Below are 21,244 nucleotides of genomic sequence, written 5' to 3'. Positions count from 1 at the left end.
TAGGATCTGAGGCCCGTGGCTGCGCTAAACGACACCTTTACGGCGGCCGATGGTACGCTGCTGACGGCGCATGCCGCAGACAGCGGTGAAGCATGGACGGCGCTGACCGGCAATTTCGTTGTCCGCAGCAACCGCATCAGGGCAAACGCCACCACCGTCGTTGTCCAGTCGGAGTGGACGCCCGCCGGTGCAGAATACGATATCGAAGCCGATTTCCACGTTCACACCACGATATCGCAAAGCACCTTCATCGCCGCCCGCATCCAGAGCAGCAATACCTACGTCGTTTTCGGGTGGCTGAACGGCACTGGCTGGACGATAGGCCACACGGTCAGCGGTTCGTTCACGAACAACAATTCGTCGGCCTTTACGCTGGTGGCAGGCACTACCTATCACCTGAGGGTGGAGGTCCGGAACGGCACCAAGCGGCTGTACGTCGATGATGTTCTGACATGTTCGACAACGGCCAACACCATTACCGATGCCGGAAAGGTCGGCTTCCGCAATTCGGGCGGAGCGCCCACCGATTCGACGGGTTATCACTGGGATAATCTGACGGTCACCGATTACGCATCGGCCACGCTCATCATGCCGCAGCTGCCCGATCTGCGGATCTTTCAGCGGTCGACGAAGACCGGCGGGGCGAACGGCAAGGGCACTGGCACCGTGCCCGTGCCTGTCACCGTCAATGCCCCGATCACGTCCAGCGTCAAATACCGGCTGCGCGACGCGGAGACGGGCGGCAATCCGGTGGTGCAGGATTGGACCGTTGCCCATAGCGGCGCGCTTTCGGTGGGTGCGGCAACGATCAGCTGCCCGGATGTTCCGGCGGGCACGGGGTGGTATTATCTCGACCTGATGCCGGATGACGACACCGGCCAGATCGTGCTTGGCACGTCCCGGATCATGGTCGGGCGGATTATCTCGCTGCAAGGGCAGAGCCAGGCCGCGCGCCAGTTTGGCAAGATGCCTGCATATACGGGCACGAATGCCAGCCTTGGCGTGACGATCAGCCCCTATTGCTCAATCTATGCGCGGTGCGGCGAAACCGGCATCAGCGTCGCGTCGCCTGCCTGGGAGGCCCCGGCAGACGGCGGGAATTGGGGCAGCACCTTCGCCTCGGAATTCCTGCGGCGACAGGTGGCCGCGTCCGGCGTCAACTGCGCCATGACCGGCCATTCGCAGGGGTCGACCGCGACGGGAGACTGGCTGCCGGATACCACGCTGAACAACCAGCTGCGCGGCGTGTGGGATGCTGTCGGCGGCTTTGAGACGTGGATGATCCACCAGGGCGGCAATGACGCCGGGGATGGCGTCAGCCAGGCCACGTTCGAAAGCAATCTGGACGCGATCGTGGCGGATGCCGCCGCACATAATGCCGTGCTTGGCGCAGCCTTTGATACCATCGTCTGCGCGATGGGAACCCGCACCTCGGGTGCGGCGGGAACGATCGCGCAGATCCATGAGATACGCCGCGCGGGCAGGAACTGGGCGACCGTCAACGGCGGGCAATATGTCGAGCCGCATGACGTGACGCTGGAAGATGCCGTGCATCAGGGGCAGCCAGGCAATATCACGCTGGCACATCATTTCCATCGTGCGGCGCTGCCGGGCCTGGGCCTGTCGGGTAGCAACGCGGGACCGGCGATCACTGGCGCGCGGCGCGCACCGGGCAGCACGGATATCGTGCTGTCGGTTGCATTGCCCAGCGGTGCAAGCGCGCTGGTGGCGGTCGGATCGCCCGCGCCGCGCTTTGTGGTGTATCCGGAAGGCGCGCTCAGCGGTGCGCTATCGCTGGACGGATCGACGCCGATCACGGTCGGCACCGATACGATCACGCTGAGGCTCGCGAGCGATCCCGGCAATGTCGTCGTGGACGTATATGCGCTGGGTCATCCTGACCCCAGTGGGACGACGGCCGATCAGAACATGATCTATGACGATCATGTCGACGGCGACGGCATAACGAACGGGCGCCAGATCGCACCGACGATCGATGCGGTGGCGGCGCTGGTCGCTTATTCAGGATCGGCGGCGGTCACCATGGAGGCCATGACGGCGTCGGGGGCTGGTGGATCAAGCGTTGACGGTTCAGCCACAATCGCGATGGGCGCGATGGAGATCGCGGCATCGGGGGTTCAGCCCGCCCAGGGCGCGGCATCGATCGAGATGGGCGGGCTTGTCGTCGCTGGCGCCGGTAACGTGCAGGTCAGCGGAGCGGCGGAAATCGGCATGGGCGAAATGCTCGTGTCCGGAGGTAGCGAAACGGGCATTCAGGGATCGGGCTCGATCACGCTTGGGACGCTGACCTGCGCCGGCGCGGGCTCTGCGCAATTGACCGGCGCGGTGGCGATCACGCTGGGGGCGGTGACGGAGGGTGGCACCGGCTCTGTGAGGGTTCAAGGCGCGCTCGCCATCACGTTTGGGCCGCTGCAGGTATCGGGGGAAAGCTCCGGCGGGATCGCTGGGGCGGTCATTGTGCAGCTGCCCGCACCGGTGCTGGTGGCGTCGGGATCAGCACGGATTTCAGGCCTGGCGGCGATCAGTCCCCCCGCCATGGCCCTGGTGGCTGTCGGGAGCGGACCAACGACGACGCCGCCGACGCCGATCAAGCGGCTGCAACTGCCGGCAAGGAATCGCACGCTCGATCTGCGCGCGGCGTGATGAGGCAAGTGGAATGAACGGCTTTTATCGCGATCGTGTGGATGGGTTCTGGACCATGGATCTTGACCCGCGCGCCGACGTCAATGTGTCGATCGAGCACAGCTTTCCGGCTCCGGTCGACGTTGAGCTGCTGACGATCGTTGCGGAAGGCGGCGACGTAACGGCGAGCAAGGTTTCGGTGAGCGAAAGCGAGATCGTGCTGCGCGTGATCGGCTCCGGCGGGCTGGTGCCGCTGAAGGTCATCTTCGGCACGCGCGATCCGCAGGAATTCGATATCGTCACGCTCAGGTTCCGCGCCCGCGCCAGCTGACATGACCGTGCATCAGGTGATGGTGCATGGGCGGGCGTTGCCGCCCGTGCCGCCTTTTGAGACGGGCATGGAGCTGGTCGCCCGCATCGCCCAGATGGTGCGGCCACCCGAGCATCTGACGGTGTCGCAATGGGCGCAGCGCCACCTTGGCTATGACCCGAGCGTCATGCCCTGGCAGGTTGTCGTCATGGACGCGCTCAGCGATCCGGAAACGGCCGAAGTCGGACTGCTGGGTCCGGCGCAGCAGGGCAAGTCGGAAATCGGCCTGTCGTGGCTGGGCTGGTCGATCGAGCACGATCCGGCGGATCTGCTGATCTGCCAGCCAGACAAGACGATGATGCAGGATTTCGTCGTCCGGCGGATCCAGCCAATGGTGGACCGGACGGCCGCGCTGAAAGAGCGGCTGCTGGTCGACAATATCTTCCTGAAGCAATTCAGGGGATCGCTGCTGGCGAGCGTCTGGCCGGTGGCATCGCAGTTCACGGCGCGGCCGATTCCGCGTGGCTGGCTCGACGATTACGACCAGCTGCCGGACGATATCGACGGGCAGGGCTCGGCGGTAAAGCTGCTCGACGGCAGGCAAACGCAGTTTGAAGGAAGGGACACCAAGTTCGTCAGTTCGTCGCCGGCGCGCGAGGATGGCGGCGGCATAGAGGCGTTCTGCGCCGGCGGATCGGATGAAAGCCTGCACCCGCGCTGCCCCAGCTGCGGCGACCGGTGGCAGATCGATATCCGGACGGACCTGAAGTTTGAGGGCAAGGGCTCGCCAGACGAAGCCGAAGCGTCGGCACATGTGGTCTGCGGGGCAAATGGCTGCATTCTGGAGCCGATCGAACGGCTGAAGATGATCCAGGATCTGGCGAACCTGCCCGATGCGGGGTTCGTCGCCAAGCATCCGGAGATCCGCAGGCGGCGGGGCTTCAGCGTAGACGGGCTGATGGGCTTCACCAGCTGGGGCAAGCTCGCGCGCGAATGGCGGCAGGCGCAGCTCGCCTGGGAAAGTCGCCAGGATGAAAGCGAGCTGCGCGCGTTCATGAACACGCGCGGCGGCCATAATTTCCGGTCGCAGATGGCCGGTGCCCGCGCCCTGAAGGCGGAGGATTTCGCCGACCGGCGTGAAAAATGGCGGCTCGGCACCGTCCCGCCCGGGGCAAAGGTGCTGGTGGCCTCGGTAGACAACCAGATCGACCGGTTCGAGGTGGCGGTCTGGGGTTATGGCGACGGGCTGGAGTGCTGGGCGATCGACCGGTTTGCGATCACCGTGCTGGAGGATGGGCTGACCCAGATCGACCCTGGCCACAGGGCTGAACATTGGCTGACGCTGATCAGCCAGGTGCTGAACCGGACCTATCCGCTGGCGATGGACGGCGGCCAGCGGGTGCCGATCCTCACCATGGCGGTGGATACGGGCGGCATCGACGGCGCTTCGGACAATGCGGCGAAGATGTTTCGGGCCGCCGTCGAAATGGGCGTGCATCCGAACCGGATCACGCTGATCAAGGGTGGCAACAATCCGAAAGGTCAGCCGCTTCCGCCGCCGACCTATCTGGACCGGAAGGCGAAAGGGCAGGCGATCCGTACCGGCCCGGCTTTGTTCGTGCCGAATGTGCATCTGTTCAAGGATGTGATCGCGCAGCGGCTGCGAAGAGAGGCGTCCGGACCCGGATTTTATCACTTTCCGGAGGATTTCGACGCCGTCTGGTTCCAGGAGCTGACGGCGGAAGAGCGCAAGAACGGCAAATGGGAAAAGATCAGGGCGCGTAACGAGACATGGGACCTGGCCGTCTATGGCTATGTCGCCATTTATCGCCCGCCCTATGCCGGGTCGCGCACCCACATGCGCTGGGTGCCGCAAGGGTTCAGGGTTCCGGAGCCGCGCGAAGGCGCGGAGCCCGCGCCGATCGACGCTGCCGAGGAATCGCAATCGCTACGGCCGCCTGCGGCCAAGCCGGGAAAACGCAAGATGCCGGTCCGTCCGCGCCGCTCCGGCGGATGGATGGGCCGTCTCAAATAGGGATTTCTGCATGGGCAATCTGCTTTCCGCCCCACTGACCGTGGAGCCGGACACAATCACCGCTGGCGATACGGTAAGGATCCGCCGCGATGATCTGAGTTCGCTCTATCCGCAGGGCGAGGGCTATGCGCTGGTCTATCATTTTCAGCGCACCGGCGGCGCGATCGACGCCGTTGACGCGACCTGGGATGCCGAAGGCTGGCTGATCACGGTCGCGGCGAGCGGATGGGAACCCGGCCCGCGCAGCTGGTCGGCGGTTGTCACGCACGGCAGCTATGGGCGGCGCACGATCGCGTCGGGATCCCTGACCGTGCTGCCGGACCCGACCGTGGTTGATGCAAGCTTCGATCCGCGCAGCCATGCCCGAAAGGTCCTGGACGCGATCGAGGCGGTGATCGAGCGGCGCGCTTCGAAAACGCACGAGGAAACGACGCTGTCGGACGGGCGGCAGGTCAAATCCATTCCTCATGCGGAATTGATGCGGCTGCGCGGCCATTATGCGGCGCTTGTTGCGGCTGAGCAGCGCCAGTCCGACCAGCGCCGGGGCCTGCGGCGGGGCCTGCGGCGGGGCGGCGGTACGTTGAAAGCGAGGTTCTAGGCGCATGGCCCTTAGAGATCTGTTGCCATGGGCGCGGCGATCCGCGCCGGCGGCCGAGCCGGTTGCTGCCCCTGTGACCAGGCCGCGATTCCGCAGTTCGATCCCGCCGCAGCGCCGTTCGTTTCAGGCTGGCATCACCGACAGGCTCACCAGCAGCTGGACGTCGTCGGACATGACGGTGAACCAGTCGCTGATCGGCAAGCTGAAGCCGATGCGCGCGCGGAGCCGGGATTTTGCGCGCAACAGTGAATATGGGCGCAAATTCTTCTCGCTGATCCAGACCAATATGGTCGGCCATGCGGGATTTTCGCTGAAGTTCGATTGTCGGCGCCCTGACGGCACGGTGGACAAGGTCGACAGCGCGCGCGTGCTGGAGGCGTTCAAGCGCTGGGCCAAGCGCGGGCAGTGCGAGGTGACCGGCAAATTGAGCTGGGTGCAGATCCAGAAGCTGATCGCCACCATGACGGCGCGCGATGGGGAGATGCTGATCCAGTTCGTCGAAGGCCCGACCCGAGGCATTCATCGCTTTCAGCTGAAGCTGATCCCTGGCCATCTGCTCGATGAGGATCTGCATCGCGAATTGCCCGGCGGCGGCGTGATCCGCATGGGCGTGGAATTCGACCCGGACATGAAGCCGGTGGCCTATCATATCAAGGATGGCGGGCCGCGCAGCGACATCGACGGGCCGACCGCCGCCCAAAAGCACATTCGCGTGCCGGCGCGGGAGATATTGCACCTGTTCGTGCCGGAGGAGCTGAACCAGTGGCGCGGCGTCCCCTGGGCCTTTGCGGGCCTGCGCGGGGCGCGTCATCTGGATCAGTTCGAGGAATCAGCACTGGTCGCCGCCAACGCCGGCGCTTCGAAAATGGGCTTTTTCTTCAAAAAGGAAATGGACGGCATGCCGTCCAACCCGGCTGACCTGGCCGATGAAGCTTCGGGCGACGAACAGCCGGAATTCCTGTCCGATTTCGAGCCGGGCACGTTCGGCGTGCTGCCGGACGGCTATGACATGAAGGCTTTCGACCCGGCCTATCCCAATGACGTGTTCGATCCGTTCACCAAGGCGGTCGCGCGCAAAATGGCGACGGGACTGCTCACCAGCTATCATTCGCTGACCGGCGATCTGACCCAGGTGAACTTTTCTTCGATCCGATCCGGCACGCTGGACGATCGGGAGCACTGGAAGCTGCTGCAGGGTTGGGAAGTCGGCGATGCGCTTGAGCCCATCGTCGAGGCATGGCTGGCGCGGGCGCTGCTCTACGATACGGATCTGCGGCAGCTGCCCTTTACCAAGTTCGACAAGTTCAACGCGCCGGTCTTCCAGGGGCGGCGCTGGGACTGGGTTGATCCGAAGGCCGATATGGCGGCCGAGAAAGAGGCAGTCGCCTTGAAGATCAAGAGCCGCGCGCAGGTGATCCGGGAGCGCGGCGGTGATCCTGAACAGGTGTGGACAGAGATCGAGGCCGAAGAGCAGCGACTTGGCCCGGTCGCGCAACCGCCGCCGCAACCCGGTCAGCAGCCATCCGCTGCCGACGATGACGATGATGACGACGAAGCCGCCTGAGGGGCGGCTTTTTTGATGGGAGGAAGCCCATGATGCAGAGAATCCTGACCACGGCCAGCGCAGCTGCGCTGATCGCCCGGCGTGACGCCGAGCTGCCCGAACAAATGCTTCGGCGCGACCTGATGATCGAGGTACGCGCTGAATCGATCAACGAAGAAAGCCGCACCGTCGAGCTCAGCTTCTCATCCGAGGAGCCCTATGAGCGGTGGTGGGGTGTCGAAATCCTGGATCACGGCAGAAAAGCCGTTCGCCTTGGCAGGCTGAACGGTGGCGCCGCGCTCCTGGTGAACCACGATCCCGATGACCAGGTGGGCGTGGTGGAGAAGGCCTGGCTCGACGGCAAAAAGGGCCGTGCGCTGGTGCGATTTGGCCGATCGCCCCGCGCCGAGGAGGTCTATCAGGATGTCAAGGATGGCATCCGCAAACTGGTGAGCGTCGGCTACCGCATCGCGGGCATCAAGCTGGAATCGTCGGAAAACAACCAGGAGACGTACCGCGTCACTGATTGGGAGCCGTATGAAGTCAGCCTTGTCGCGGTGCCGGCAGACGCAACCGTGGGCGTCGGCCGCGACGGCGAAGCGCCCGCATTTGATCCACGCACGCTTGTTTCCCCAGAGGAGGAAGACGACATGAATTTTCAACGCCGTGACGGCGCTTCGCCGTCTGCCGCACCCGCCGGCACCACCGCAGCTGCCCCGGTCGCACCCGCGCCGGTTCCGGCTGCCCCCACCGTTGACGTTGCCGCCGCGACCCGCGCCGCAACCGATGCAGAGCGCGCCCGCGTCCAGACCATCACCGCGATGGGCGGACGGCTCAATTGCGGCGAGCTCGCGCGCGATGCGATCGCCGATGGGCGCTCGCTGGAGCAGTTCATCGCTGATTATGAACAGCGCGCGGGCAACCAGATCCAGATCCGCGTCGCCGAGGATCCCGCGATCGGTCTGACCGAGCGCGAGACGCGGCAGTTCAGCTTTGTGAGGCTGATGAACGCGCTCGCCAATCCGAATGACCGGCGGGCGAACGAAGCCGCCGCGTTCGAAATCGAGTGCTCGCAGGCCGCCCAGGTCCGCACCGGCCAGACGGAAGCACGGGGCTTTCGTGTGCCGGTCGACGTGCTGCGCGCCCCGCTTATCCCGCAGCAGCGCGACCTTTCGGTCGGCACGGCGACGGCGGGCGGCCATACGGTGGCAACCGACCTGCTGGCGGGATCGTTCATCGACATGCTCCGCAATGCGCTGGCGCTGACCGGCCTTGGCGTGCGCATGCTGACCGATCTCAACGGCAATATCGCGATCCCGCGCCAGACCGGCGGGGCGACCGCCTATTGGGTGGGGGAAGCGGTGGCGCTGACCGAAAGCCAGCAGGCGTTCGACCAGGTGGCCATGTCGCCCAAGACGCTGGGTGCGTTCACCGACTATGGCCGTCAGCTGCTGATGCAGTCCTCGATCGATATCGAGAGCTTCGTTCGCAGCGATATCGCCAAGGTGATCGCGCTTGCGATCGACCTGGCCGGCGTCAACGGCTCGGGCACGTCCAATCAGCCGCGCGGCATCATGCAGACCGCCGGAATCGGATCGGTCGCGGGCGGCACCAATGGCGCTGCGCCGACCTGGGATCACATGGTGGATCTGGAAACCGCCGTGTCGGTCGCCAATGCCGATCTCGGCAGCCTTGGCTATCTCACCAACTCCAAGGTGCGCGGCAAGCTGAAGAAAACCCAGAAGTTCTCCAGCACCAATGGCGATCCGGTCTGGGAGCGCGGCAATGAAGTGAACGGCTACCGGGCGGCGGTTTCCAACCAGGTGCCCGCGACCCTCACCAAGGGCACCGCCGACGGCGTCTGCTCGGCCATCATCTACGGCAATTGGGCCGATATGCTGATCGGCCTCTGGGGCGGGCTCGACCTGATGGTCAATCCCTACATCCTGTCGCCGACCGGCTCGGTTCGCGTCGAGGCGTTCCAGTCGCTGGACGTCAATGTCCGGCATCCGGAGAGCTTCTCGGCGATGCTGGATGCGCTGACCGCATAAGCAGCTGGTCGAATTGTCGAAACGACGTGGGGCGGCTCTGGGAGCCGCCCTTCGTCATTCTGGGGAAATGCAATGATCTACGCGAAGGAAGCCATCCTGGTTGATGGCAAGCACCATGACGTCGGTGACAAAATCAACACCGACAAGGCGACGGCGGACATGCTGGTGCGCCTGCGGCGCGCATCGAATGACGCGCCCGTCAAGAAGGGCGGAGGCAAGAAGGCCGCCGCCGGATCGGGCGAAGGCTCCGGGCAGGGTGCTGGCGAGGGTTCCGGCCCCGGCGAAGGTGCCGGCGCTGGCGAAGGCACCGGCCAGGGCGCAGGCGCGGGCGCCTGATCCGATGATCGACCTGACGGACGATCTTGACGCGCTCCGCGACGACTGGGGTGTTGAGATCACCTTCATTCCCAAGGTCGGATCGTCCGTCACGATATCGGACGCGATCCGCCACGATGAGCCTGCCGACCTGATGGAAGGCCGCTCGATGAGGCGCATCGCGTTCGAACTGCCCGCATCAAGCCTCTCGCGGGATCCAGCCAAGGAAGATGCTATCCGCGACGCGGCGGGCACCGTCTGGCTGGTCACCCAGGTGAAGCGGCTCGATGAGGCCGGTGCCTGGTATCTGGACGTGGAAAGGTCCACCCGCACATGACGGAAGCCATCCGCGACCGGATATTCGGTGCAGTCGTTGCCTGTCTTCAGGCGCTCCAAGGCGTCACAGTCGAAGATACGCCCGTGGGCGACCCGGACACCTTTCCCTGGCTTGGGGTCGAGGATCGGGGGCAACGTGTGATCCAGGAGGGGCCGCAGGTCACGCTCTATGCCATGAACATTCTGATCGAGGGCCATGTTCAGGGCGATGGCGGGGCCGATGCGCGAAAGGCGCTGACCGCGCTTTATTCGCGCACGATCTCCGCGTTGACGGCCGATCACAGCTTTGGCGGGATCGCCGACGATCTCAACGAGGGCGATCTTACCATCCAGCCAGCTCAATTCGCCGAGGTTCGCACGCTCGGCTTCGTGCTCATGGCTGAAATCCAGTTCTTCGCGCGCCGGACGGACCCGGCGCTTCAATAATCGTCACCATCACAGGAAGGAAATCAGGCGATGGCAGATCCCGTCATCCGCCCGCGCAATGTCGCGGTGCTGGTCAAGCTGGAATCAACCGAAGGGGAGGATGCATCCCCCGTAGGCAACACCGATGCAATCCCGGTCGAGGCCGACAGCGTCGGCTGGAATTCGCCCTATCGCGAGGAGAATTCGAACGAAGCGACCGGCAGCCTGGTCGCCGGCGCGCCGCTGATCGTCGGCCAGCCCGCCACCATCCGCTTCCGCTCGCGCCTGAAGGGCGCAGGCCTCGGCGTCACCTATACGTCGGTGGTCAAGCCGCCGCTTCATGCGCCCTATTCGGCCTGCGGCAAGCGCGGGTTCTTCCAGGCCGCCGTTTCGGCTGCGGTGCTGGCGGCGGGCGGCGCAAGCGAGGCCACGCTGGAGGCGAGCTTTGCCGCCACGGCGCAGCTCTATCGCGGCATGCCGCTGGTGATCGGCGCGGGCGTGGGCGACGGCGCAATTCCCTTTGTCTCCGACTATACCGTCGGCAGGGTGGCGACGCTGACCGACAGCTTCTCGCCGGTGCTCGACACCACCACCAGCGTGAGCATCCCCGACAACTGGACCTATGCGGGCACCAGCCCGGCGGACAATGCCGCCCGCGCGACCGACCATCCTTCAGCGACCATCTACGTCTATGAGGACGGGCTGCTGCGGAAGTTCCTCGGTTGCCGTGGCCAGGTGACGCTTGAGGGCAATGCGGCAGGCGCCGGGTTCGAGAGCTTTGAATTCACCGGCGTCTATGCCGGGCTTTCGGATGCCGGGATCCCGACGAACCTGACCGTCGCCAACCACAGCGGCCCGCTGCTGCTGCAGGGCTCGGCCCTGTCGGAAGCATTCCACATCAATCGCAAGGCGCTTCCGATCAGCCAGTTCTCGATCAGTGACGGGGCGGAGCTGGAAAGCCCCGACGATCCGAACACCACCAACGGCTTCGGGCCGGGCCAGATCGGCGGGCGCACGCCCCGCGTCACCTGCGATCCGCTTGCAACGCTGGTCGCGACCCGCAACACGCTGGCCGAAATCGCGGCGGGGAGCGTCTATCCGGGCATCATCCGCTTTGGCTATGCCGCCGGCAACCGCATCGGCATCACCCTGCCGCAGCTGCAGCCGGTCGCGGCCGATCCTGGCACGCGCGGCAGCTTCCGCTCCGAACAGGTCAACTTCCGCGCGATCAATCCGGGCAGGGATTCGAACACGCGCGACGGCGACGTGATCCGCTGCTTTTACTGAGGAGTCCAATCGTGACCGACATTGCACTTTCAACCGCGCTGGTTGCCTTCACGTCGCCCATCAAGGGCTATGACGGCAAGGCGGCGACGTTCCAGATCAAGCCCGGCGGCGTCGTCGAGCGCGAGCTGTTCGAGGCCGAGCTGGCGGCCCGCTGGCGGGCGCCCAAGGTCTATCATTTCCAGCTGTGCGACGCGCTGGCGGACGGCGTCCGCGCGCTCGCCGAGAAGGAAGATCAGCCGCGGCTGCTGGAGGTGATCCGTCTCTCCCGCGCGGCCGAAAAACTGAGCAAGGAAGACGAAGCGCTGCTGGTCGAGACCGAGCGCCTGATGGCCAATGCCTGGCCCGAATTCCGGATCCTGCAGGAACGGCAGGTCCAGCGCGGGAGCATTTTGCCGTTGGTGGCCTTCATGTGGTTCGTGAAGGGCTGGGACGATGCGGTGCCCGGCAAGATAGCGTTCACCGCCGATGAAAAGGTTGCCGAAGCGGCGCTGGCGCATGTTCATCCGCTCGACATCCGCACCGTCGGAAACGAGGCCTATGCCATGCTCTATGGCGGGGGCCACGCAAAAAACTCCGCTGCGCTGTCCGGGTCCGGCGAAAGCCAAGAGACTTCGAATTCGGACAGCGCGTCCCCCGCGGATGGGAAATCGACGGGGAAGTCTGGCCGGAAAACCCCCGCTACGTCCTGAGCCCTCGCTACTTCGCGATCGTCGATCTCTGGCTGCAATGCCAGTCGGGCGGCTTTGGCGGTCGCCTGCTGCCGGCAGCGGGCGGCGTCGGCGATCAGCCTGCCGGGCTGATGGACGCATTCGCCATCGTCGCGCAGGCATTTGCCGAGGATATGTGAATGGCGCGTCGTTCGACGATCAGCCGGCCCGGCTTCTCGATGCTGTTCGAGACCGAAAGGTTCCGGCGGCACATGGCGCTGGTCGATCAATATGTGCTGGAGGCCGCCTATCGCGCCGTGCGTGAAACCACGCGCGAGGCGGAAAAGGCGCTTGAGCAGGTGACGGCCAGCGCCGGGCTGGGCCGTCTTTCCCGGGCATGGGCGAGCGAGATCTATCCCGAGCGCGGACGTGCGCGGGAGCCTGTCGGTTCGATCTATGTCAAGGGGCGCAAGCGGTCGCAGGGGGCGATGGCCGCCTATGCCCGTGGTGCGCGGATCTCGGGCAGCTATGGGCAGTATCTGGCGATCCCGCTGCCGGCGGCAGGGCCGCGTCGGCGGGGCCAGGATCTGACGCCCGGCGAATGGGAGCGGCGGACGGGCATTCGCCTGCAGTTCGTCTATCGCCGGGGAAAGCCCGCACTGCTGGTCGCCCCCGGCGCGATCAACATGCGCAGCGGCCGATTCCGCAAGGCGACCGCGCGGCGGATCGAGCAGGGACGCCATGCGTCCGTGCCGATCTTCGTATTGCTGCCGCTGGTCGACGTGCAGCAGCGCTTTTCGATCAAACAGACGCTGGCGCCCTTTTCCGGGCGTCTGGCGTCACGATTCACCGGCTATGCCCGTCTCGCCGCGCAACGCGCCGAGCGCGAGCTCTGACAGCCGGTCTGGAGGCTTCATTTGTCCGACGCCGACATCACAGCACGGCTGAAGCTCAACGCGCAGCAGTTTTCGAGCGAGCTCAACCGCGAGCTGGGCACCGTCGAAACGCGTGTCGAGCGCACCGCAAGCCAGATCAACAGCGCCTTCAGCCGGATCAAGACGTTCGCTGGCGGCCTGGGGCTTGCGATCGGCGCGCGTGAGCTCGGGCAGCTTGCCGATGAATATGCGACGATCACGTCGCGCCTGCGGCTGGCGACGGCCGAAAGCGGATCGTTCAGCAAGGCGCAGGCCGATGTGCGGCGGATCGCCGGCGAGACGCGCACCTCGCTGAGCGCAACGGCTGAGCTCTATGCCTCCATGGCGCGCAACGGCCAGGAGCTGGGGATCAGCCAGGACCAGATCGCGCGGGCGACGGAAACGGTCAACAAGGCGATCCGCGTCAGTGGCGGGTCGGCCGCATCCGCCGCCGCCGGCGTCACCCAGCTGGGGCAGGCGCTCGCCTCGGGCGTGCTGCGCGGCGACGAATTCAATTCCATGATGGAGAATTCGCCGCGCCTCGCAAAGCTGCTGGCAGACAGCCTGGGCGTGCCGATCGGCCGGTTGCGCAAAATGGCCGAGGATGGCGAGTTGACGGCCGACAAGCTGGTGGCCGCGTTTACGGAAAGAAAATTCACCGCCGGACTCGACCAAGAATTCAAGCAGCTGCCGGTGGCCTTCAGCGAGGCGGCGACGAAGATCTACAATGCGGCGCTGACCGTCTTCGGCGAATTCGATCAGGGCGGCCAATTCAGTTCATCGATCGCGAACTTCGTCTCGGATGGGTCGGACGGCTTCGAGCAGCTCGCCGTCGACGCGCGGGAAGCCGGCGTTGAAGTCCGGGCCAGCTTTGAAGGGCTCGCCGACGCATTCGAGCCGCTGCTGGCCGGTGCGCAGTGGGTGTTCTCACAGATCGGCACCAGCGCCGCATCGCTTAGCGACGCGATCAGCCGCGAACTTGGCACGATTGACGCGCTGCTCAATTTCGCGGACGCGCCATATCGGGCGGCGAAGCGCGAATATAATCGCGTTGTCGAAGGCTTGGGTCTGGGGGGCGTGCTGCCGCGTGTTGACGATTCCGAATATGATCTCAAGGGGCGTTTCGACAGAGGTGTGGAGGCGTCGAAGGCCGAGGCGCGGAAGCGCGACGCAGCCGCGGCTCTCAACGATAAAGCTGCCTCCGATAATTCTCTACCGAAGCGCAGACCGGGCGCGGCCGCCGATGAAGACGAAAAGGCCGCCAAGGCCGCCGAGCGCGCGGCGGAGGCCGCAGAGAAAGAACGCCGCGCCCGGGATGAAAGCTTCCGCCGCCAGGAGGAGGCCAACGCCGCCGAACTGCATGCGCTTGACCTGAAATTGCAGGGCCAGGAGGCGCAGGCCGAGCTTGAACATCGGCTCTTCCAGGTCCGGCAGTCCAACAAGGATCTATCGGCCGAGCAGCTGGCCGTGCTCGAACGTCAGACGATCGAGATCGTCAAGCAGGAACAGGCGCTTGAGGCCAAAAAGAAGGCTGATGCCGACGCGAAGCGCGAAGCCGAGGAACAGGCGCGGGCGGCCGAGGCCGCGCTGGAGGAGCAGCGGCGCCACGCCGAGGACGTGTTCCGCGACCTGGGCGATATCTATTACGACATATTCTCAGGCCAGGGCGGCAACATCTGGGACAATTTCAAGCGCCGGGGCCTGAGCGCGCTTGCCGATCTCGCCGCGCAATGGACGCTGAGCTTCCTGTCGGGCAATGCCGTCGGGATGCCGCAGGGGGCCGGCCCGACCGGGCTGATGTCCGTGCTGTTCGGCGGCGGCGCTGGCGGTCTGGGCGGGCTGGGCGAATTCGATGGCGGCATCAACATTGGACGCAGCCTCGACCGCGTCTTTGGCGTCAGTGACAACAATGCGCTTGCCGCCATCACCAACACGCTTCCTGACGGGACGGTCTTCGGCACGCCGGGTATTGCCTCGACCGGTGCGATCTCCAGCGTGCTGGGATCGCTGGGGGCCGGGCTGGGCGCGGCGGCGATCGGCACCAGCCTGCCGGGCATGTTCGGCCTGAAGACCAGCAGCACCGGCGGGGCGATCGGCGGGATCGGCGGGTTCATCGCAGGAGGCCCGATCGGCGCCGGAATCGGCGCGGCGCTTGGTTCGGTGCTGGGTGGCCTGCTCAAGGGCAATCGCACCGCCCGCGCGCAGGTGACGGGGCTTGACGGGCTGAACGTCGCCGGCGCCGACAAGGGCAATTACGGTGCGGCGTCCGGCCTTGGCGGATCGGTGCAGGAGGGACTCGCCCGGATCATCGATGCGCTGGGCGGCGAGGCGGGCGCGTTCAACGTCACCATCGGCACACGCGGCGACGATTTTCGCGTCAACACCCGTGGCACGTCGCTGAAGATGAAAAATGGCGCGGTCAGCTTTGAAGGCGATCAGCAGGCCGCCATAGAATTCGCCATCCGCGACGCCATCGCCGACGGGGCGATCAAGGGGATATCGGCGGCGGCCGAGCGGATCCTGCGGTCATCGGATGACCTGGAAGCGGCGATCACCAAGGCGTCGCTGATCGAATCGATCCCGAAGCGGCTGAAGGCGATCGACGATCCGCTGGGTGCGGCGATGGACGGGCTGGTGGATGAATTCCGCAAGATCAAAAAGGCGCTGGATGAGGGCGGCGCGACCGCGAAGCAATATGCCGATGCCGAAAAGCTGTTCAATAAAGAACGCGAGGCGCTGGTTGAACGCATGGGCAGCAATGCGCAGACGCTGAAGGATTTTCAGGAGAGCCTAAAAATCGGGTCCAATTCGCCGTTGTCGTTGCGTGACCAGGAAGCGGCGGCGCGGGCAGCATTCGATCCGTTCGCAAAGGCGATCAGGGCCGGAAAATCGATCGACCAGGATGCGTTCAGCGAAGCGGCGCAGCAATATCTGGATGTCAGCCGGGGCCTTCACGGTTCGACCGATGCGTTCTTTAAGGATTATGAGCGCGTCCAGAGCCTTCTGGGACTGGCGATATCGACCGCCGAGAACAATCCGAAGACCTTTGAAAACCCCTTTGCCGAGGCCACGGCCAACGCCGCCCAGGCAACGGCGACCAACACCGCACAGATGGTGGGAGCCCTTCAGCAGAACACGGCAATGCTGGCTGATTTTCTACGCCGCTTCGGGGGCCTGAGCGCGCTTAATCTAAGTTTCGTGAAATGACCTATGGCCTGTTCATCGGGGTCGGCACCGGCACCGGCAAGGCGACCGGGCTGATGATCACCCGCTCGTGCGGCAGGGTTCGGCAGCGGCCATGGCTGCGCTATCATTATCGGCAATATGTGGGGGTGAACGATGCCCGCCCTTGATTCCGACATCGGCGCCGCCACGCGTGACGCCCAGATCGACACGCAATCGTCCAGCCTGATCAAGTCCTGGCATCCCAATGCCCGCGACACCGGCCCGAGCCCGCGCGAAGGCTGGTTCGACGATCCGGCGGACACTGCGGCAATGAACGCCGAAGCCTTCGCGCTGCTGGGCACCGAGCGCCGGCTCTTCCTGGTGCCGGTGATGGGGGTGCAGAACGTCACCCATCTGCTCGCGAGCCTGAATGTGACGCCAACCGTGCGCCTGGTGGACGAAGAGCAGCAGGCGGACGGCATGTTCATGGTCACCAATATCGAGATCGACCTGGAAAGCGACTCGGCCATCCTCGAACTGTTCGGGTAAATCATGGGAAATGCGATCATCGTCAGGCCGCTGTCGCTGGGCACAGTGACGGCGGAAGGATCGGCCACGGGCACCAGCCCGTCCTATCTCGACAACGACCATATCGGCGTCGTCCATCGCGGCACCGGCACGTCAACGGCCTGGGTGCAGCTGGACCTTGGCGCCGCAGCCGCGCTCAATTTTGGGGCGTTCCTGTCAACCAATCTGGCGTCCGGCGCAACGATCAGGGTACGCGGCGCAACCGCTGCGGCCGATCTGACAACCGCGCCCGGCTATGACAGCGGCGTCATCACGCCCGCGCTCGCGGGCAGCGCAACGCCCGTCAGCGGTCGCAAGCACAGCTGGTGGGAGCCTGCGGCGGCCGAGACGTTCCGCTACTGGCGGTTCGATCTCGCAAGCCTGGGCGGCACTGCCTTCGACGCGGGGCGGCTTGTCATCGGCCGGAAGATCCAGCTCGCCCGCAATTTCAGCTATGGGCTGGTGCGCGGCGTGCGCGACACGTCTACCGCCGATTTTTCGGCCAATGGCGTGCCGCTGATCCGGCGGGGACGGAAGCTGCGCACGCTCTCGCTTTTGTTCGAGAGCGCCTATCGCGATGAAGCCGAAGAGGCGATCCTTCCGCTGATCGAGCTGATCGGGGCGACCGAGCCGGTGCTGGTGGTGACCGATCCCGCCGCCGATGCCCAGCGCCAGAACCGCATGTATTTCGGGCGGATCGCGGGCGATCTGGGCGTGATCAACACCGGCCCCGGCAAATGGCGCTGGCAGGCCGATCTGGTGAGCCTGATATGACGCTGGCCGTTCTGGTGGAGCTGGAGCCGTTCGACCCGTCGGCCGCATCCAGCGTGACGCTTCGTGCGTGCAGTCATGACAATGCGGCGCTCACCGCGCTGAACGCCGTCACCTGGTGGCCCGGAATCGCCCGGCTGCCGCGCCTGTCGCTGCGCCTGTTCGACGGCGGCTTTTCAGGCCGGATGACGCCCGGCGGCGGCGACATGGAACTGTCGCTCGACGTGTTCCCCGACGCCGCCAGCTATACCTGGGGCGACAGGCCCGCCCGGATCTGGATCGGCGAGCTTGGCGCGGCCTGGGGCGGGTTCACCCAGATCTTCGACGGGCTGGTGCGCACCGCCCGGGTGGAAGGGGGGCGGATCGCCCTGCAGCTTCGCGTCAATGACGACTGGCTGGATGGGCCGCTGCTGACGGAAAGCTATGAAGGCACCACCGGCGCGGAAGGTCCTGCTGAAAAGAAGGGCGTGGCAAAGCCGCTTGCGATCGGCGCGCCGCGCTATGTCGAGGGGCAGCTGATCGACAGCGTCAACACGGTGGTGCAGCTCCACGGCTATGGCGCGATCAACGCCGTTCCGGTGGCGATGGACCGACTGGTGCGCTTCGGCGCGCCGATCGCCGATCATGCAAGCTATGCTGCGCTGGTCGCCGCCACCATCGCGCCCGGCCAATATGCAACGGCAAAGGCCGTCGGCATGGTCCGGCACGGCGCGCCGCCCGAAGGCGTGCTGAGCTATATGGTGGAAGGCGACAGCGGCGGTTCCGGCGGCTTCGTGCGCACGCCCGGCGCCGTCATCAAGCGGCTTGCCGAGATCGCCGGCGCTTCGGCCGGGCAGATCGACAGCGCCTCGCTCACCGCGCTCGATACGGCGGTGCCGCGCAACCTGTCGCGCTATTTCGGGGAGCAGACGACGCCGCGCGATGCGATCGGTGAAATCGCCGGATCGGCCAACGCCGTCGCCGGCGTCAGCCTGATGGGCAAGCTGTTCGCCTGCCGCGTGATGCTGAGCAATTCGGCGTCGCTGACCCTGAAGACGGACGGCAGCGCCCTGCCGATCGCGGGCGAGCCCGCCCAGCTGGAGGTCGCCCCGCCGTTCTGGCGGATGCAGATGAAGGGAACGCGCACCGCGCGGATCCACGCCTATTCGGAAATCGCGGTCACCGCCACGCTCCAGGATCTGGGCGATTATGACGCGACGCGGATCTACCGCGAGGGCAGCATCGTGCGCCAGCCCAGCGACGGCCGCCGCTATCGCTACATCAATCCGGTGGCAAGCGCCGGCAATGCCCCGCCGAACAGCACCTATTGGACGGTGCACGAGGAAGCACCGGGATCGCTGATCACGGTCGACACGCCGCCCGATATCGAGGAATTCGGCGTCAACGTGCTTGGCAACACCGCCCATTTCAGCCTGAAGCCCGTTTCGGGCAACGGGCTGAGCCACTATCTGGTCAAATATCAGCCGGTGGTGACCGGGGCGGAATGGCCCAACGCAGTCACGCTGCTGCCGCGCCTGTCGATCGACACCGTCGGATTCTCGCTGCCCGCGATGAACGGCAGCTTCCTGATCAAGGCGGTGAACCGCGACGGCGGCGAGGCGGTGAATGCGACGATCGTCAGCGTCAATGTGCTGACGCTCAATGCCCTGAACCTGGTGGCGACCGTCGGCGAGGATCCTGCCTTCGCGGGCGTCTGGGATGATGTGATCGAGGGCGAGCTTGGGCTGATCCTCTCCGGCGGGCAGAGCTGGGACAATTGGAGCGATTTCGACGCCGTCGAGGATGTGGATTTCGGCGACGGCTCTCCCTTTGTCGAGGAGGGCTATTACTATTTCGACAATGATCTGGACCTTGGCGCGGTCTACACGAGCCGCCTGACCGCGCTGATCGAGGCGACGGGGGTGGACACGCGCACCAGCTTTGACCTGGTGCCCGATGTCGACGCGCTGGAATCATGGGACGGCGCCGATCCGACCGCGTGGAATGTGGAGCTGCAGGTTCGCACCAGCGATGACGGCCTGGCCTTTGGCGACTGGCGGACCTTCACCATCGGCGATTACACGGCGCGCGCCTTTCAGTGGCGGGTGCGGCTGCGGTCGAGCGATCCCTATGTCACGCCGGTGTTGGTCGCGGTTTCAGTGACCGTCGACATGCCCGACCGGACGCTTGGCGGCAACGACATCGTCTGCCCGGCGGGCGGCATGACGGTGAGCTTTGCGACGCCGTTCCGCGCCGTGCCGGCGGTAGCGATCACCGGTCAGAATTTGGCGACCGGCGATTATGCAAGCGTCACCAGCAAGACGGCATCGGGCTTTTTCATCAGGTTTTTCAATGCAGCCGGGTCGGGGGTGAGCCGCACCTTCGACTGGCTCGCCAAGGGCTATGGAGTAGAGGCATGACGCAATCGGCAAACTGGCCAAGGGGCAATGGCGGCGGCGCAGTGGTGCGCGCAGCGATGAATGAGAACGACAAGGCGAACGCGACCGTTCACAAGGGGCCGACGCCACCCACCTATGCCGATGCGGCGGGCTGGAAGTGGCTCGATGACAGCGCCGACCCGGTCTGGGCGCTCAGGGTCTATGTCGGCGGGACGGTGAGCGACACCGCCAATTGGCCGGTGGTGTGGTACTTCAATCGGTCGACCGGAGGCTTTGGGCTGGGGACCGCGCCCGGCGCGCCATTTCAGGTCGCTCATCCGGGCGAGGTGTCGGCAGGTGCGCTCGCCGACACGATCAACAACGCAACCGCGCTGTTCAAAACGCACAAGACAAACACCCAGGTCACCAGCATCGGCGGATTTTCCAGCGGACATGGCTATATCCAGCGGGTGAACGGTGCGGGAATCACCGCCTATGACCTGATGCTCAATCCCTATGGCGGCAACGTCATCCTCGGAACTTCGGCTGGACCGAACCACCGCGTCCACAAAAATGTCGCTCAGGGTGTGGGCGTTCTAGACGTAGATAATGGCGTCAGTGGCGCGTTCTTCTTCTCGCATACCTCCGGCGGCCAGTCATCGGCCGCCACCGCTCTCGCCATCGGCAGAAACTCTGTCACATCAAGATCAATCAATGCCGGTGGTACTATCAACGCATCGGGCGCGGACTATGCCGAATATGTGAAAAAGGCGCTTGGCTGCGGCACCATAATGGCCGGGCAGGTCTGCGGCATCAACGCCGATGGCGAGCTGGTCGACCAGTTCGACCTGGCGCACAGCTTCGTCATCAAATCGACCGATCCCGCCTATGTCGGCGGCGACACCTGGGGCAGCGAGGAACTGATCGGCGCGCGCCCGGTCGCACCGTTGCCGCCGCCGGAAAACCATCCGCTCTATGACCTGAAGCTGGTCGAACATGCCGATCTGATGGACGCCTACAATGCGGACCTTGCTGCATGGGAAGCGGCGCTGGAAGCCGAGCGGGTGAAATATGACCGGATTGCCTTTTCCGGCCAGGTGCCGGTCAATCACATTGGCGCGATCGTTGGCGATTATATCGTGGCCATCCGCAACCCTGACGGCTCGATCGGTACGGAAGCCTGGGCGCTCGCCGATATGAGCATGGCTCAATACGCCGCCGCCGTCGGCAAGGTGTGGAAGATCCTCGACGATGGGCGCGCCTGGGTGGCCGTCAAGGTCGGCTGACCGATCACATTCCA

At 65.2% G+C, this 21,244-nt stretch carries 18 protein-coding genes; all 18 read left to right on the top strand.

The window, feature by feature from the left end:
- The first annotated feature begins 15 nt into the window (after positions 1–15).
- The 18 genes from BSL82_RS02355 to BSL82_RS02275 all read left to right on the top strand — a co-directional run bounded on the left by BSL82_RS02355 (position 16) and on the right by BSL82_RS02275 (position 21,230).
- The gene (locus BSL82_RS02355; RefSeq protein WP_072595861.1) at positions 16–2,664 is read left to right on the top strand and encodes a hypothetical protein; all 2,649 of its coding nucleotides are present in this window, start codon (positions 16–18) and stop codon (positions 2,662–2,664) included.
- Between the two features lie 13 nt (positions 2,665–2,677).
- Complete coding sequence (locus BSL82_RS02350; RefSeq protein WP_072595860.1) at positions 2,678–2,974, top strand: hypothetical protein; 297 nt, start codon at positions 2,678–2,680, stop codon at positions 2,972–2,974.
- A 1-nt stretch (position 2,975) separates the two neighbouring features.
- Positions 2,976–4,988 carry a terminase gpA endonuclease subunit gene (locus BSL82_RS02345; RefSeq protein ID WP_072595859.1) on the top strand — a complete coding sequence of 671 codons (2,013 nt, stop codon included), beginning with the start codon at positions 2,976–2,978 and terminating at the stop codon, positions 4,986–4,988.
- Positions 4,989–4,998: 10 nt separating this feature from the next.
- The gene (locus BSL82_RS02340) at positions 4,999–5,586 is read left to right on the top strand and encodes an ABC transporter ATP-binding protein/permease (RefSeq protein WP_072595858.1); all 588 of its coding nucleotides are present in this window, start codon (positions 4,999–5,001) and stop codon (positions 5,584–5,586) included.
- Positions 5,587–5,590: 4 nt separating this feature from the next.
- Positions 5,591–7,150 carry a phage portal protein gene (locus tag BSL82_RS02335; RefSeq protein ID WP_083578997.1) on the top strand — a complete coding sequence of 520 codons (1,560 nt, stop codon included), beginning with the start codon at positions 5,591–5,593 and terminating at the stop codon, positions 7,148–7,150.
- Positions 7,151–7,179: 29 nt separating this feature from the next.
- Positions 7,180–9,180, top strand: coding sequence for a phage major capsid protein (locus BSL82_RS02330; RefSeq protein WP_226998583.1), 2,001 nt, complete (start codon positions 7,180–7,182; stop codon positions 9,178–9,180).
- A gap of 72 nt (positions 9,181–9,252) precedes the next feature.
- A complete protein-coding gene (locus BSL82_RS02325; protein ID WP_072595856.1) occupies positions 9,253–9,516 on the top strand; it encodes a hypothetical protein in 264 nt (87 codons plus the stop codon).
- Positions 9,517–9,520: 4 nt separating this feature from the next.
- Positions 9,521–9,832 (top strand): hypothetical protein, encoded by a 312-nt coding sequence (locus BSL82_RS02320; RefSeq protein WP_158010621.1) that lies wholly within the window; start codon positions 9,521–9,523, stop codon positions 9,830–9,832.
- The gene (locus tag BSL82_RS02315; RefSeq protein ID WP_072595854.1) at positions 9,829–10,257 is read left to right on the top strand and encodes a hypothetical protein; all 429 of its coding nucleotides are present in this window, start codon (positions 9,829–9,831) and stop codon (positions 10,255–10,257) included. The genes BSL82_RS02320 and BSL82_RS02315 overlap by 4 nt, the downstream gene beginning before the upstream one ends.
- A gap of 30 nt (positions 10,258–10,287) precedes the next feature.
- Positions 10,288–11,523 (top strand): hypothetical protein, encoded by a 1,236-nt coding sequence (locus BSL82_RS02310; RefSeq protein WP_072595853.1) that lies wholly within the window; start codon positions 10,288–10,290, stop codon positions 11,521–11,523.
- Between the two features lie 11 nt (positions 11,524–11,534).
- Complete coding sequence (locus tag BSL82_RS02305; protein ID WP_072595852.1) at positions 11,535–12,212, top strand: hypothetical protein; 678 nt, start codon at positions 11,535–11,537, stop codon at positions 12,210–12,212.
- Positions 12,213–12,370: 158 nt separating this feature from the next.
- On the top strand, positions 12,371–13,066 hold the full coding sequence (locus tag BSL82_RS02300; protein WP_072595851.1) for a DUF6441 family protein: 696 nt from the start codon (positions 12,371–12,373) through the stop codon (positions 13,064–13,066).
- A gap of 21 nt (positions 13,067–13,087) precedes the next feature.
- Entirely contained in the window at positions 13,088–16,291 is a 3,204-nt protein-coding gene (locus BSL82_RS02295) for a tape measure protein (RefSeq protein WP_072595850.1), read from the top strand.
- The gene (locus tag BSL82_RS20235) at positions 16,288–16,437 is read left to right on the top strand and encodes a hypothetical protein (protein WP_158010620.1); all 150 of its coding nucleotides are present in this window, start codon (positions 16,288–16,290) and stop codon (positions 16,435–16,437) included. Before BSL82_RS02295 ends, BSL82_RS20235 begins: the two co-directional genes overlap by 4 nt.
- On the top strand, positions 16,424–16,798 hold the full coding sequence (locus tag BSL82_RS02290; protein ID WP_072595849.1) for a hypothetical protein: 375 nt from the start codon (positions 16,424–16,426) through the stop codon (positions 16,796–16,798). Before BSL82_RS20235 ends, BSL82_RS02290 begins: the two co-directional genes overlap by 14 nt.
- Before the next feature lie 3 nt (positions 16,799–16,801).
- Positions 16,802–17,590: a hypothetical protein gene (locus BSL82_RS02285; protein ID WP_072595848.1), complete on the top strand. Its 789-nt coding sequence runs from the start codon at positions 16,802–16,804 to the stop codon at positions 17,588–17,590.
- Positions 17,587–19,986 (top strand): hypothetical protein, encoded by a 2,400-nt coding sequence (locus BSL82_RS02280; RefSeq protein ID WP_072595847.1) that lies wholly within the window; start codon positions 17,587–17,589, stop codon positions 19,984–19,986. Before BSL82_RS02285 ends, BSL82_RS02280 begins: the two co-directional genes overlap by 4 nt.
- Positions 19,983–21,230, top strand: a complete 1,248-nt coding sequence (locus tag BSL82_RS02275; protein ID WP_072595846.1) for a hypothetical protein — start codon at positions 19,983–19,985, stop codon at positions 21,228–21,230. The genes BSL82_RS02280 and BSL82_RS02275 overlap by 4 nt, the downstream gene beginning before the upstream one ends.
- Positions 21,231–21,244: the final 14 nt, after the last annotated feature.

The organism is Tardibacter chloracetimidivorans (assembly GCF_001890385.1).
GTDB classification, from domain to species: Bacteria; Pseudomonadota; Alphaproteobacteria; order Sphingomonadales; family Sphingomonadaceae; genus Tardibacter; species Tardibacter chloracetimidivorans.
Note: the sequence above shows the minus strand (reverse complement) of the source record. Positions and strands in the feature narration are given on the sequence as shown.